Annotated in this window: 15 protein-coding genes and 1 riboswitch; all 15 genes read right to left on the reverse strand. The window is 45.8% G+C overall.

The window, feature by feature from the left end:
- Nucleotides 1-115: 115 nt before the first annotated feature.
- Nucleotides 116-499: a VOC family protein gene (locus tag BFI01S_RS11435; protein ID WP_061792732.1), complete on the reverse strand. Its 384-nt coding sequence runs from the start codon at nt 497-499 to the stop codon at nt 116-118.
- On the reverse strand, nt 500-1216 hold the full coding sequence (locus BFI01S_RS11440; protein WP_061792733.1) for a hypothetical protein: 717 nt from the start codon (nt 1214-1216) through the stop codon (nt 500-502). It abuts the gene before it with no gap.
- Nucleotides 1213-1707, reverse strand: a complete 495-nt coding sequence (locus BFI01S_RS11445) for an ECF transporter S component (RefSeq protein WP_061792734.1) — start codon at nt 1705-1707, stop codon at nt 1213-1215. Before BFI01S_RS11445 ends, BFI01S_RS11440 begins: the two co-directional genes overlap by 4 nt.
- The gene (locus BFI01S_RS11450; RefSeq protein ID WP_061792735.1) at nt 1707-2291 is read right to left on the reverse strand and encodes a cob(I)yrinic acid a,c-diamide adenosyltransferase; all 585 of its coding nucleotides are present in this window, start codon (nt 2289-2291) and stop codon (nt 1707-1709) included. The genes BFI01S_RS11445 and BFI01S_RS11450 overlap by 1 nt, the downstream gene beginning before the upstream one ends.
- Nucleotides 2292-2306: 15 nt before the next feature.
- Entirely contained in the window at nt 2307-2732 is a 426-nt protein-coding gene (locus BFI01S_RS11455) for a bifunctional adenosylcobinamide kinase/adenosylcobinamide-phosphate guanylyltransferase (protein ID WP_061792736.1), read from the reverse strand.
- On the reverse strand, nt 2684-3301 hold the full coding sequence (locus BFI01S_RS11460) for a histidine phosphatase family protein (protein ID WP_061792737.1): 618 nt from the start codon (nt 3299-3301) through the stop codon (nt 2684-2686). The genes BFI01S_RS11455 and BFI01S_RS11460 overlap by 49 nt, the downstream gene beginning before the upstream one ends.
- The gene (cobS, locus tag BFI01S_RS11465; protein ID WP_061792738.1) at nt 3259-4050 is read right to left on the reverse strand and encodes an adenosylcobinamide-GDP ribazoletransferase; all 792 of its coding nucleotides are present in this window, start codon (nt 4048-4050) and stop codon (nt 3259-3261) included. Before cobS ends, BFI01S_RS11460 begins: the two co-directional genes overlap by 43 nt.
- On the reverse strand, nt 4037-5560 hold the full coding sequence (locus tag BFI01S_RS11470) for a cobyric acid synthase (protein ID WP_061792739.1): 1524 nt from the start codon (nt 5558-5560) through the stop codon (nt 4037-4039). The genes cobS and BFI01S_RS11470 overlap by 14 nt, the downstream gene beginning before the upstream one ends.
- On the reverse strand, nt 5557-6132 hold the full coding sequence (locus BFI01S_RS11475; RefSeq protein ID WP_061792740.1) for a bifunctional adenosylcobinamide kinase/adenosylcobinamide-phosphate guanylyltransferase: 576 nt from the start codon (nt 6130-6132) through the stop codon (nt 5557-5559). The genes BFI01S_RS11470 and BFI01S_RS11475 overlap by 4 nt, the downstream gene beginning before the upstream one ends.
- On the reverse strand, nt 6114-7190 hold the full coding sequence (cobD, locus tag BFI01S_RS11480) for a threonine-phosphate decarboxylase CobD (RefSeq protein ID WP_061792741.1): 1077 nt from the start codon (nt 7188-7190) through the stop codon (nt 6114-6116). Before cobD ends, BFI01S_RS11475 begins: the two co-directional genes overlap by 19 nt.
- The gene (gene cbiB / locus BFI01S_RS11485) at nt 7165-8130 is read right to left on the reverse strand and encodes an adenosylcobinamide-phosphate synthase CbiB (protein WP_061792742.1); all 966 of its coding nucleotides are present in this window, start codon (nt 8128-8130) and stop codon (nt 7165-7167) included. Before cbiB ends, cobD begins: the two co-directional genes overlap by 26 nt.
- Nucleotides 8127-9599: an adenosylcobinamide amidohydrolase gene (locus BFI01S_RS11490; protein WP_061792743.1), complete on the reverse strand. Its 1473-nt coding sequence runs from the start codon at nt 9597-9599 to the stop codon at nt 8127-8129. Before BFI01S_RS11490 ends, cbiB begins: the two co-directional genes overlap by 4 nt.
- A 48-nt stretch (nt 9600-9647) precedes the next feature.
- Nucleotides 9648-10700, reverse strand: a complete 1053-nt coding sequence (locus BFI01S_RS11495) for a FecCD family ABC transporter permease (protein ID WP_061792744.1) — start codon at nt 10698-10700, stop codon at nt 9648-9650.
- Complete coding sequence (locus BFI01S_RS11500; RefSeq protein ID WP_061792745.1) at nt 10666-11625, reverse strand: ABC transporter substrate-binding protein; 960 nt, start codon at nt 11623-11625, stop codon at nt 10666-10668. The genes BFI01S_RS11495 and BFI01S_RS11500 overlap by 35 nt, the downstream gene beginning before the upstream one ends.
- Nucleotides 11626-11791: 166 nt before the next feature.
- A riboswitch (cobalamin riboswitch) is annotated at nt 11792-11995 on the reverse strand.
- Between the two features lie 81 nt (nt 11996-12076).
- On the reverse strand, nt 12077-12853 hold the full coding sequence (locus BFI01S_RS11505; protein WP_048008743.1) for a hypothetical protein: 777 nt from the start codon (nt 12851-12853) through the stop codon (nt 12077-12079).
- Nucleotides 12854-13126: the final 273 nt, after the last annotated feature.

Here is a 13126-nt window from a genome sequence, read left to right on the forward strand (position 1 = left end):
TATATTTACAAGCCCGCATGTAAGCGCAAATAACCCTTATAATCTTAGTTTTTCTTTTGAAATCTCACGATTACTATGCATCCAACAAAAAAATGACCCTGAAACAGAGTCACTTTTAACCGATAGGTGAACAAATCTCAATATAATGCCCATCCGGATCTTCCACATATGCCACTTTCTGTCCCCAGGGCTTTTCAACAGGCTCGAGCAGGACTGGCACCCCTGAGGTCTTGAGCTTTTCAACAATAGCTTCCACTTCTTCCGTTACAAAACCAAGCTCGAATGTCTGCTCCTTCCTCACTCCATCCGGTATCGGCAGCCCGGTGACTTCCCGTCCGCCTTCTCTCGTATTGAAGGAAAGAATGGTGCTGCCTGTATCATACTCGATGTAAGTTCCAAATTCATTCCTCAGCTTCAGGCCCAGCAATTCACCATAAAAATGCTTCGTTCTTTCCAGGCTTTCCGCATATAAAATGACATAACCCAGCTTCAAGTCCAATTATGTTCTATTCAATATATGATAATAACGTCCTGCCAGCTTCATGATTTCTCCCAGCTTTTCTTCGGGACATACGGCTATAAAGCAAGTGGATGGACCTGCTGATTTTACCAGGTCCACTTCTGATTCCAGGTCTTCAATCTCGAACCTTCTATTGGAAAACAGCCCGTTCAGCTCGGTCAAAACGCCTTTTGAACCTACAGGAAGGGTCATAATATCTTCAATGGAGTTAATTATTTTAAATAGCTTTAGGGGTGCTGCCTCCTCCTCCCTCTCAATCAGCTCCTGGCCAACCAAAGGAGAACCGATAACAGCTATCCTTGTGTCCTCTGTACAGATTAGCCTATCAGCAGGAAGCTCTCCCTGCCTTTTGCCAAGTACAGATAATCCTACCGCAGATTGAAGCAGGTTAAAGTTGCTTTCTGTACTGCCGGTGATTTGCAGTTCCGTAAGCCCTAATTCATCGGCCCCCTTTTTAATGCCCCCTATAAGCTGATCCCAGGCATCATCTCCGCAGAAATTTTGAAGGGCTGCTGCAAATGGCTGAGCACCTGCAGACATGCATTCCATGACAGCTACACGGAAGGAATAGTACGAAACGGTCTCATACGGAACCTGGACAGCATCCTGCTCTTTCTCGCCGATTCCTCCGCTATTATCACTGGCTACAACAATGGTTTCTTTAGAATTAAAAGGGAAGCTTAAGACATCCCTCACTGCTCAGCACCCGCTTTGGAAAGAGCCGGTCCCACAAGCTTGACAAGCCGTGGAATCGCTATATAAGCAATAACAGCATTAATCACGGAACCTATAAAAAGGGAAGGCACAATCGCCAGGTAAAAGGCCTGGCCCATTAAAAAGATAAATGGAAGCGGGGCTGCAAAGGCATTGCCGAGCACAAAAAGAATCCCTGCAAGAAAGCGGCGGCCTCTCTGGTAAAATGAGCTGAAAACAAAGACTAGAAATGCCATTTCAACAGCAATCAGGAGATGAAGGGGCCCTAACGGTAAGCCTCCCAATAATGCTGACAGCAGATGCCCGATGGCAGCAACGGCCGCTCCGCCATAGCCGCCAAGCAGCACGGCTGCGAGCAAGGCAGGAAACGCATCCAGTGCCACGCTTCCGATAACGGCAGGAACTTTTATCGCCGCACCGATTGCTGTCAGTGCAATCAGCATGGCGGCCATGCCCAATCTCATGCTTTTCATCACTTATCCTCCTTGCGCTTTCCTTCACGGAATACATTCGCACTGCGCACATATTCCACATCCTTCTGGTTCAGACGGAAATTAATCACCCTTGCCAGGGCAAAGAAGTAATCCGATAAGCGATTCAGGAATTTCAGTGCCACTGCAGAGGTATCCGGATCCGCTTTTTTTAGTGAGACCACAAGACGCTCCGCTCTCCGGGTTACTGTCCTGGCAATATGAATGGATGCAGATGCAGGTGCTCCCCCAGGCAGAATAAACCTTTCCAGCTTTGGCGCTTCTTCGATCAATCTATCAATCTTAGTCTCCAAATAATCAACAGAATCCTTCGTCAATTTAAGCTCCCGCTTTTTCGTAACATTCGCAAGGTCGCCGCCGCAGTCAAAAAGCTCATGCTGAATCTTCTCCAGATCCTCCAGGACATCCTGAAAAATGGCCGGATCCAGCTGTGTCATGGCCTGCCCGACAAAACAGTTGACTTCATCCACTGTTCCGTATGCTTCAACCCTTACATCATCCTTCTCCACTCTGCCTCCGATAATACTTGTTTTTCCCTCATCGCCAGTTCGTGTATAAAGTTTCATCAGCAATTCCCCATTTCATTTTATTTTTTGATTGATGCCATACCAAATCAAATCGACTCTATCTGCAGCAGCAGCGGCATCCTGAAAGGCCCACCCGGACGCATCCCGCCACTTTCGGTCAAGCGCTTCCATCGGAACAATCCCTTTAGAAATATCAGATCCGATTAAAACAACTTTCCGGTTAACATCTGCATTTTCCCATTGGAGCCACTTTTCCAGCATCTCCTGCCACTTTTCCCGAATCTCTTCAAACTCCAGTGCTTGTGACCACTCCCGAATCATTAGCTCAATTCCCTCAAAGACAATCAGGTTTCGATCAAGATCGCCGGCCGACTCACCATGATAAGCTGAAATCCATTTATGAGGAGTGTCTGCCAATTGATAAAAATTCTTCACCCATTCGGACTTCCCGTTAAACCTGCCTCCTGTAATGAAGTGCATCGTTCTCCCCTCCTAAACGCTTCCCGTGTCCATCTAAGCTCATAGCCGCTTCCAAACGGAATATGCCATTCCCAGAATCCTTTTTGCTCCGGTGCATACTTTCCAAGAAGGTACCTTATGACTCCGCCATGTGTAATAACAGCAGCATCACTGTTATTTCCCTGAAGCAATTGATCGGTTAAATTCTGCCATCCTTTATCCACTCTTGCTGTGAATGCTGCAAAGGATTCCCCTCCAGGCAGCACACCTGAGAAAGGGTCTTCCAGCCATTTTTGATAAGCCGGGTTATCTTTCAGTTCTTGATATGTCCTGCCTTCCCACTCGCCAAAATGCATTTCTCTCCATTCGGGACAAGGTTCAATAGAATGATCCGGGAAAAGAATAGCAGCCGTCTTCATGCATCTGCCTAAATCACTTGCAAAAATTCTTCTGTAGCCTTGAGGGGCCGGGGCAAGCTTATTCTTATGTTCCGGACACAGAGGAGAATCTGTCCAGCCCAGATAAGCATGGGACTTATTGGCTTCTGTCAGCCCATGACGAAATAATGCAACAGCCACAGTATCATCCATAAAAGCACCTCCGTCCCTTCCACACTGGCCCCAAGGACATCCCCTGTCATTCCGCCAAACCAGGCAATGACTTTTCTTGATAATAATACGAAAAACAATATTGAAAAAAGAACCATGAAAAGAAATCCAACAATAGCCGGGTAACCAGCCAGCCAGGCAGCTGCCGATGCGGCCAGAATGAAGACAGGGTAAATAGACAGGGTGGTTTTAACAGCAGCCTGCTGAAATAATGAGCCCAGCCCCTCTTTTTTGGCCCCCTTAACTTTTATCAGCAATGTTCCCATTACCATCTTGCTTAAAAATGGAATCATGGCTATTAAAAAATAGGAAGTTGGATTTGATAAAAGCACAATTTCATAGATAAATAGAAATCGGGCACCCAGCAGGACAATAACAGACAGCACCCCGAACGCTCCCACCCGGGGATCACTCATGATTTCAAGCCGCCTCTCCTGATCGCGATAGGAGAAGAACGCATCGCTCGCATCCATCCATCCATCGAGATGGATCCCGCCGGTCAGCAAAATGCCGGTCAGCCAGACGGCAAAGGCCGCTGCCAATAGAGAAAAAGGAGTCCATTCAAGAAAAGCATAGAGTATAAATGCATATATCCCACCCTGGATGAGGCCGGCTATAGGGAAGGTTCTGATTGCCTTCTCCAGATGAGGCTTATCCATAGGCAGGGATATCGGAATGGGAATGCTTGTGAAAAATTGAAGATTGATCAATAATCCTTTAAGCCATTTCATTTTGTTTTCTCCAGCTAAAGACAATTTCCTTTAATTTTTCCCAATCAAGATGCTGCATCATATTTTCTGCCAGTTCGCTGTATTTCCTATCCTTCAGGGATTTTATTCGGACAGGCTCCTTACTTGGAATGCCTTTTTGTTTGCGCAGGGAATTAAGCCACGCACCCCTCCATTCATCATTATGGAAGATGTGGTGCATATAAGTCCCTACCAGACGGCCATCATTCCCATAAAATCCATCTTCTTCGCCATTTTGAAGCAGCAGAAGGCGATTGCCATCAAAATCATTTTCAAGAACTGTTTCACCTAAATGGATTTCATATCCATCCAAGATCTCTTTTACGGGAAGCTTCGTGCTTGAATGCAGACTTCCCTTCACTTGCACGGTCTTCTTGCGTTTATGAAAAATGGTGTCTGCCGGTATCAAATTTAAGCCTTTTTCCTTTTCATAAGGAATTCCGGTATCAGAACCTGCCATATCGATTAATCTCCTGCCGAGCATCTGGTATCCTCCACAAATGCCGGCAATTGAACCTCCATCGGCAGCATAGCGCACAATCCAGTCCGCCAGACCTTTTTCCTTGAAATAGCGCAAGTCTCGAATCGTGCTCTTTGTGCCGGGAATGATCACCGCATCAGGTGAGCCAGCCTCCGATAGATGTCTTACCCACCTAATGTACACGTCATCTTCATAGTAAAACGGATCGATGTCACTGAAGTTTGAAATAAATGGCGGCCGCAGCACTGCAATATCCAGAATACCCTCACCAGCTCTTGGAACAGCAGCCTGAATGGATAAGGAATCCTCTGCATCGATCATATGGTCTTCCAAGTAAGGCAGAACGCCAAGGACAGGGACGCCCGTCTTTTCTTCGATCCAGCGGATGCCATCCTCAAACAGTGTGATATCTCCGCGGAATTTATTAATGATAATGCCTGCAACCCGCTGTCTTTCCTGCTTGGTGAAAAGCTCCAGAGTTCCACAAATACTGGCAAAGACACCGCCCCTGTCAATATCGGCAACCAGGATGACTGGCACATCCGCCATTTCGGCGACCTTCATATTCACTAGCTCTTTATCTTTTAAATTAATTTCAACAGGGCTGCCAGCTCCTTCTATGACAAGCAGCTCGTATTGAGCAGCAAGCAGACTCAGTGCCTCTTTGATGGTTTCAAGCCCTTTTTCATAAAAGGATTCCCGATAGCTTCTTCCCGATAGGGAGTTGACTGCTTTTCCAAGGAGAATGACCTCAGCACTCTGAGCGGATTGAGGCTTAAGGAGGATGGGATTCATCCAGACAGCAGCTTCCGTTCTTGCCGCTTCAGCCTGAATGCCCTGTGCCCTGCCAATTTCATTCCCATCCTTTGTCACGTATGAATTATTGGACATATTCTGGGATTTAAAAGGAGCCGTGCGGAAACCTTCATTGGAGAATGCGCGGCAAAGAGCCGTAGCAATAAGGCTTTTACCTGCGTCGGATGAAGTCCCCTGAATCATGATCCCTTTCATGCCGGTTCTCCTTTCATTTGTATGGGGATGCCTGCTTCAACAAGATAGGCTTCATCAGCCATATCTACTATATTCCTATGAAGCGTCCCAAGTATTTTTGAATATGTAATCACCAGTTCATTTTTGTAAATTGGCTCATTCAAGACCTCGTTGCTGACAACGATCAAGGTCCTGCAATTTTTGCGTATTTCAGTGATGGCCACGAGAATATCAGATGACAGATTTTCCTGATATTCTCTATTCCTCCAAAGGTCTTCCGCTCTAAAAAGTTCATTATTCAAGAGAGTGGTCAAGCAATCGAATAGAATAATATCCTGATGGTTAAAGTTTCCCGAGATCTCTTCAAGTGCAAAAGGCTTCTCCCAGGTTGTCCAGTCCAAGCCGCTCTTATCCCGGTCATCCTGGTGCCTCTGAATCCGTGCTTCCATCTCGGGATCGTATGCTTTTCCTGCAGCAATATAATGAAGCTTCCCTTCCGTTCTCATTGCCAGCATGGCAGCAGTTCTCTCCGCAAAGGAGCTTTTTCCGCTCCGCACTCCACCGGAGATAAAAATCAGCGATCCTTCCGCCATTGCCGCATCGCCTCCATCAGCACATCGTTGTCTTTCGGCCCTTTAATCGCAAAGCGCAGCCATTTCCCTTCCAGGCCAGGGAAATTCATTGTATGTCTCGGAATAATTCCTTTCTCAAGCAAAAATCGAAAAAGAGGCAGCTGCACATCAATGCTTGGATCTCTTAACAAATAGAAATTAACTGAAGAAGGGGAAACCTCAAAATCCAATTGCTGATAAAATTGAACAAGCCTAGCCCTCTCCTGCCGGATCAAATTCTTTGTCAGCCTGACATGCTCTTTGCTGTCCAGACACCATTCACCTGCTTTTAACGCAAGAGCATTCACGCTCCAGTGCGGTTTCAGCGCAGTTGCTCTTTCAATTAACCCCTCACTTGCCATCATGTATCCAAGGCGCAGGCCTGGTATCGAAAACATCTTTGTCATGGAGCGCAGCACCACAACATTTGAAGCCTTTCCCATGAAAGGAACGATAGATTGATAGTCGCAGGCAAAGTCATAAAAAGCTTCATCCATAATAAGGAGGCAGCTATGGATATGACACTTCTTAATCAATTCCTCTACAATGGCAGATGGGTAATAAATACCTGTCGGGTTATTTGGGTTGCAGAAGAAAACAACATCAGCGGCTTTTAGCTTTTCAGATAGCGCTTCCAAATTAAGATCCCAGTCGCCGGGCACCAGCTGATGATAGGAGACAGTACAATGATTAACGCGGCAGGCCTCTTCATATTCCGAAAAAGCCGGCTGAATAATCAGCACACTTTTCCCGGCTATCATCCGGCCAATCAGTGTGATTAGCTCGGCGCCTCCATTTCCCACCAGAATCTGTGTTTCTTTTATTCCCTCTGTTGCCCCCAGTTTGCTTTTTAAAAGAGAAGCAAGGGGATCCGGATAATCGCTAATATATTGGAATAGGCTTCCCCACCTGTCTTTTAATTCACGGGGAGGGCCAAGGGGATTGATATTGGCACTGAAATCAATCCGCTCCTCAGGCATTTGCTTATCCATCGCTTCATATAAATATTGCGGATTAGATCCGTGTGAAGGCCAAATCAAGGAACATCCCTCCTGTCCATAATAAAAGCAAGAATAAGAAAACCGTCTTGTTCATGATCGAAATACTTTTTATAATATGTTCTTTTTCAAGCTGCACCAGGAGCTTCCCCATCGTGGCACGGTTTGAGATTACACCCTTATAAAAATTGATTCCTCCCAGCTGAACCCCCAGAAGGGCTGCAACAGCCGCTTCGCCCCAGCCGCTATTCGGGCTCGGATGCTTAGGTGCATCTCTAAAAAGGATTGCCCATGCTTCCTCATATGGAGAATGCTCCGGCTTTTGCGTGAGCATGATGCAAAGTGATGTCAGCCGGCTCGGGATCCAGTTCGCGATATCATCCACTTTGGCAGAAGCCCATCCAAAATCCATATATCGTTCATTCATGTGGCCAACCATCGAATCACATGTATTAATAGCCCGGTAGATAAGGGCCAGCGGTGCACCGCCGATCATGGCCCAAAATAATGGAGCAGTAATGCCATCACTGGTGTTTTCAGCCACTGTCTCCACGGCAGCCCGGACAATGCCTGGTTCATCCAGCAGATCTGTATCCCTGCCGACAATGTAAGAAAGCTTTACTCTTGCTGCTTCCATTTCACCTTTTGCCAGAGGCTCATATACCTCCAGCGCTGCCTCTTTTAAACTCTTTTGAGCAATGGCTGTGAATATAAGAATTCCTTCTGCCAAGATGCCTGCGATCGGATGAATTTCATAGAAGAGCCGGGTAATGAAAAGGGTGATGCCGCCTGCTGCCAGCAGTACGATCAATAGCATGAGGCTCCCTTTTAATTTTCTAAAGCGGCCTTTATTCAGAGCTTGTTCAAGTTTATGTATCAGGGCACCCATCCACCTGACCGGATGCGGCCAGTTTGGCGGATCCCCTATCAGCTTATCCAGTAACCAGGCAAAGGTTAGCGCGAACAGGTGATATAAAATCATCTTTTTATCCTGCTTTGCGATTTTTTTATCGCCTCAACGGTACATTCGTAGACACCCTTGCCAATCAGTTTGCCAAGCGGTGTAATGGTACCCGCATACTCCAGGTTTTCTCCCTGCTGTGCGGCGGCAATCAAAATACTGTCAGTTGATGTTCCGGTAGCTATCGTCCCCGTGACGGCATCTATAACCTCCTGATCATATAGTGCTCTGGTCTTGGCCTCGGTTGCGGTCATAATGGATTGGATAAAGGCTTCCTCTGTCAGATGGCCATTAACAAAAATCCAAGTATTGATTGTACCTGGAGTCAGATGATAAGAATGCTCTTCACTTTTCGAAGCATCAACCGCATTGCCGACACCAGCTGTCACGACCACAAACACAGAGAATGTATCTTCTTCATAAAATTGACTGCTGTAATCCTCAATATATACAGCGGTCATCATCCCCACAGTTTCCCCGGGTTCAAAGCCGATTTCCCGGACAAATTCCGCCATCTCTGCCCGATGATCACTGCAGTCGTAATTCTTGCTCACATGCCGGTTAAGAAAAATTCGATTCCAGCCAGTCCCCGATCCGGTTACACCTGAAGACATGGTTTTAAGCGGAAATGGCGAGCGCAGGACCAGCAAGTCTTCCTTTACCTCCAGGCTGGCTTGATCAATTCGCTTCTCTAATTGGCTTTCTGCCTGCGAGCGCTCAGGCACCAGCACCATCTGAGGGGCCGCCACTCTTGGATGCGGCAGCTTCTCGATCTTCGTTCTGTAAACCTCGCGTATCCGCCCTTCTTTTAAAACTTCGTTAGGAACATGGTTAATATTCACTTCGCCATTCTCCAGCAGCAATAGACGGTCACAGTACAGGCCGGCCAGATTTAAATCATGGAAGATAGAAATAACCGTCAGCCCGCAGTCCTTTGACCATACAGAAAGGAGATCCAGCAGCTCTTTTTGATAGGATAAATCAAGATGGTTCGTCGGCTCATCCAGCAATAATATTTCCGGCTCCTGGGCAAGGGCCTGAGCTAAAAACACCCTTTGTCTTTCACCGCCGGATAATTGCTGAATATCATCATCCTGAAATTGGGAGATGCCCGTCTGCTCCATGACCCGATTGACCGCTTCTTCATCTTTGCCGGACCAGCTCTGGAACCAGCCCTTTTGATGAGCATACCGGCCAAGGGAAACGGTTTCCTTAACAGTATATGAAAAGGCCTGAGAGGAATGCTGGGGCAGAACAGCAATGATTTTCGCCAGCTCTTTCGGTGTATATTCTGAAAGGTTCTTACCTTTGATCACAATATCACCTGATGTATGGGGCAAAATGCCGCTCAGCATCTTCAGTAAAGTCGTCTTCCCGCTTCCATTCGGCCCCAGTATCCCGAAAAGCTCCCCTTTTTCCACTTCAAAGCTGATATTTTTTACAACCGGCGCACCGGCATACCCGCCAGTGACTTGCTGGACTCTTAGCATGATTAATCACTTCTTTCTGAACAGAAAAGTGCAAGCGCCTTTATGCGCTTAAAGTTTATTCTTTCTTTTCATTAAAATAACCCCAAAAGCAGGTGCACCGATTAAAGCTGTAATCACACCGATTGGAAGCTCGGCAGGGGCAATGATCGTCCGTGAAACCAGATCGGCAATAATGAGAAAACCTGAACCCATAAGTATCGATAGCGGCAATAGGTGCCTATGATCCGGCCCCCATAACATCCTGGTCAGATGCGGGATCACAAGCCCGACAAATCCTATCGTTCCAGACACAGCTACAGCTGCACCCGTTAAGATAGAGCCAGCTACCAGGACCATCATTTTTCTCTTCTGAACGTCCACCCCGATATGCTGGGCCTTTTCTTCTCCGAAGCTCATAGCATTCAGCTCTTTACTGTTCACTAACAGAAGGATGGCACCTATTATAAAAAATGGAAGGATAATGTTAATATACGCCCAGCCTCTCATGGATACACTGCCAAGAAGCCAGCCAATAATCTGTCTAAGTTCCTCTCCAGTCAGGGCAATCATCAGAGAAATTAGAGCGCCAAGAAAAGAACTGAAGATAATGCCCGTTAAAATAATCGTTTCCACTTTCATGGATCTTTCAATATTTCTCGCAAATAGCAGAACGGCAAAAATGGTTAAAAAGGAAAATAAGATGCTGAATAAAGGCAGTGTAAACATTCCTGCAAAGGGAATGGATAAGCCAAAGAACAAGGTTAAAACTGCACCGAGTGAAGCCCCGGAAGAAACTCCAATGGTATATGGATCTGCCAGCGGGTTTCTTAATAAACCTTGAAAGGCGGCTCCCGCGATTGCAAGAGACGCCCCTACCAAACCAGCCAGCAAAACGCGCGGCAGGCGTATGTTCATAATGATATTTGCATGCATAGCATCCGTGTTTCCCAATGAAATAAAAGGAAAAATCTCAGCGCTTATTACTCTGATGATCGTCATGGGATGAATGGACACTGTTCCGATTGAAATCCCCATGAGCATGGCACAAAACAGACATGCTGCTGCTGTTACATAAGCAAGTAATTTATTATTTAAATACGTCCGGATATACTGCTTTTGCAAGTTCCTCGACTCCTTCAATAATACGAGGGCCAGAGCGGGTTACCATATCGGAATCAACATCGTTAACCTGCTTATTTTTCACTGCGGTAATATCCTGCCAGCCATCCCGGCTTAAGACATTGCCGACAGCATCTTCAGTGTAATAGCCATGTGTTGTGATGATAACATCCGGATTCCGTTCGATAATCGCTTCCGGATCCATCTTCGGCCATCCTTCTTCCGTGATGATATTTTCTGCGCTGATGGCACTTAGCATTTCGTCCATAAATGTCTCAGTGCCTGCTGCATAGATTTCCGGAGCAGGCGAAACTTCAACCATTACCGATTTGCGGTCCTCTTCTTTTATCCCCTTAGCTTTTGTTTTGATTTCCTCAAGCTGGCTCTTCATGTCTGAAACGAGCTGTTCTGCTTTTTCTTTCGCTCCCGCTGCAGTCCCAACCATTTCAATGGATTCAAATACCTGATCAAAGCTCTTCGCGTCATTGACAACAAGTACGGTCACTCCCGCATCTTTTAATTGCTGAAGACCTGCTTCCGAACTTTGTGCACTTGAAGCGTGGGCAAGGACAAGGTCGGGATTTAAAGAGATCACCTTTTCTACATTAAATTCCAAGCCGCCAATCTTTTCCTTTTCTGCGGCTTCTTGCGGATAGTTATCAAAATCGGAAACCCCGACGACTTCTTCTCCAAGCCCCAATTCGAATGCTATTTCGGTGTTGCTTGGAATCACGGAAACGATTCTTTCAGGCTTGGTTTCAATGACCACTTCATTATCCAGCGCGTCTTTTATCGTTACAGGAAAAGCAGCATTCTGCCCTTCCTCAACCTTTTTCTCTTCTTTTGGCTGTTCAGCACTCTCGCCGCAGCCTGCAAGCACTCCTGCAGCAAGCAGCATAGTTAATAAAAATGCATAAAACTTCTTCATACTCAGCAATCCTCCATTACTTTCGACAAAATTCGGGTGGTGCCTGTCACCACCGTTTAAAATAAAAAAACATCCCCTCGAACGGCAAGGAGATGTTGGTATGGTCATTTACAAAAAATGCAGAATAGATGGCCGGACCAAACACCTCCCTATCCTCGTAGGTTTATGGGTGCTTAAGAATCAGGCAGGTCTCCTGGCTCATGGTCCATGCGTTCTGCTCCTTCCCATACTTGTGTGTACAGTGGATTTGCAGACAGCTACCATTTACAGTGGCGGGACCGCGCTGGAATTTCACCAGCTTCCCTATTAAGTCTTCAAAGAGCTTGCTTTAAAGCCCTTTTGAAAAGACACCAGTTCTATTGCGGATATAAAATTTTCTATTTCCGATTATACACCATCCCGCAGAAAAAGTAATAGAAAATTGCTGAATGTTGTAAAAAAGTTCAGAATTCTAACGCGAGTATATTTTCCATTCCCTTGTCTTCTTATCGAACACAATCTTCGCCTCACATGGCTCTTTCACTATGGCTTCATACTCATCATACATATCATCCATATTCGCAAAATCGCCAATAATCCAAATTGGAATCTCGATCCTGACCCGATTCTGTTCAATATCCTTAATGGAAAGGACCGCTCCTTCTTTCATAAGGGGCTTTAATGAAAGCAGGACATCTCTGGTGATTGGAGGGTACGTCTTTTTCTTTTTAATGCCAAGGAGCGTTTTTTCTACCTTCATCTGTCCCATTTTCCCGGGGATCACTTCCCCAAGCATCCGGTAAAAATCGTTCAGATCACGGTAATATGTGCGGTTAAACCAGCCATCATCATGGGCAAGGTATACATACCGGTTGCTCAGATAATTGTAAAAAGGCAGCTTAAGATGCTCTTTAATATGGCCGAGATAAAGGAGCTCCGCAATTGTCTGGCCGGGAAGCTCATTCACCGCTTCCTCTTCCTCGAAGTCAATCCAGCAAAAATCGCCATAGCCATATACATCATCCTCAACCAGCCTGCCCAGCTTGTCCCTTGACACATAATCGAACATCGTATGGCTATTAAAGTCCCCATGTTCATAACGGTGCTTTAACAGCAGCAAATTATTAATAGAATCTGAAAGCGTCTGGGCAAACTCTGCAAACTCAATTCCATAAGTCATCACATATTGATCCTGTTCATTAAGATGGATGTAGATGAGATCACGAATAGTTTGATTCCTTCTTTTCAATGACGAAACCTCCGAACCGTAGCCAAATTGATAAAAAGACAGCTTCTTATGAAACTGCCTGCCAAACTTCCAGTATTTTATCCTCTTATTGTAGCAAAAATATCTGAAAATATCTTTCCAGATGAGAAAAAATTTTAAAACCGTTTTTTTGAAAATACAGGAAACCATCATCGTAATTTTTTCGTCTAACTAATGAAGTCTCTTTCTCCATTGTAAGGTTAATTTTTCTCTGATAGGATAAAGTGAAACTTCAACCAGTGGGGGGTTCCTTTA

This window comes from Cytobacillus firmus NBRC 15306, from assembly GCF_001591465.1.
Classification (GTDB): domain Bacteria; phylum Bacillota; class Bacilli; order Bacillales; family Cytobacillaceae; genus Cytobacillus; species Cytobacillus firmus.

Bases quoted from the DNA above. Each gene is read 5' to 3' on its own strand.
- BFI01S_RS11490 (WP_061792743.1), bottom strand. From the start codon at position 9,599: ATGCTAAGAGTCCAGCAAGTCACTGGCGGGTATGCCGGTGCGCCGGTT.
- cobS (WP_061792738.1), bottom strand. From the start codon at position 4,050: ATGAAATGGCTTAAAGGATTATTGATCAATCTTCAATTTTTCACAAGC.
- BFI01S_RS11470 (WP_061792739.1), bottom strand. From the start codon at position 5,560: ATGAAAGGGATCATGATTCAGGGGACTTCATCCGACGCAGGTAAAAGC.
- BFI01S_RS11450 (WP_061792735.1), bottom strand. From the start codon at position 2,291: ATGAAACTTTATACACGAACTGGCGATGAGGGAAAAACAAGTATTATC.
- BFI01S_RS11500 (WP_061792745.1), bottom strand. From the start codon at position 11,625: ATGAAGAAGTTTTATGCATTTTTATTAACTATGCTGCTTGCTGCAGGA.
- BFI01S_RS11460 (WP_061792737.1), bottom strand. From the start codon at position 3,301: ATGGATGATACTGTGGCTGTTGCATTATTTCGTCATGGGCTGACAGAA.
- BFI01S_RS11455 (WP_061792736.1), bottom strand. From the start codon at position 2,732: ATGCACTTCATTACAGGAGGCAGGTTTAACGGGAAGTCCGAATGGGTG.
- BFI01S_RS11445 (WP_061792734.1), bottom strand. From the start codon at position 1,707: ATGAAAAGCATGAGATTGGGCATGGCCGCCATGCTGATTGCACTGACA.
- cbiB (WP_061792742.1), bottom strand. From the start codon at position 8,130: ATGATTTTATATCACCTGTTCGCGCTAACCTTTGCCTGGTTACTGGAT.
- BFI01S_RS11475 (WP_061792740.1), bottom strand. From the start codon at position 6,132: ATGGCGGAAGGATCGCTGATTTTTATCTCCGGTGGAGTGCGGAGCGGA.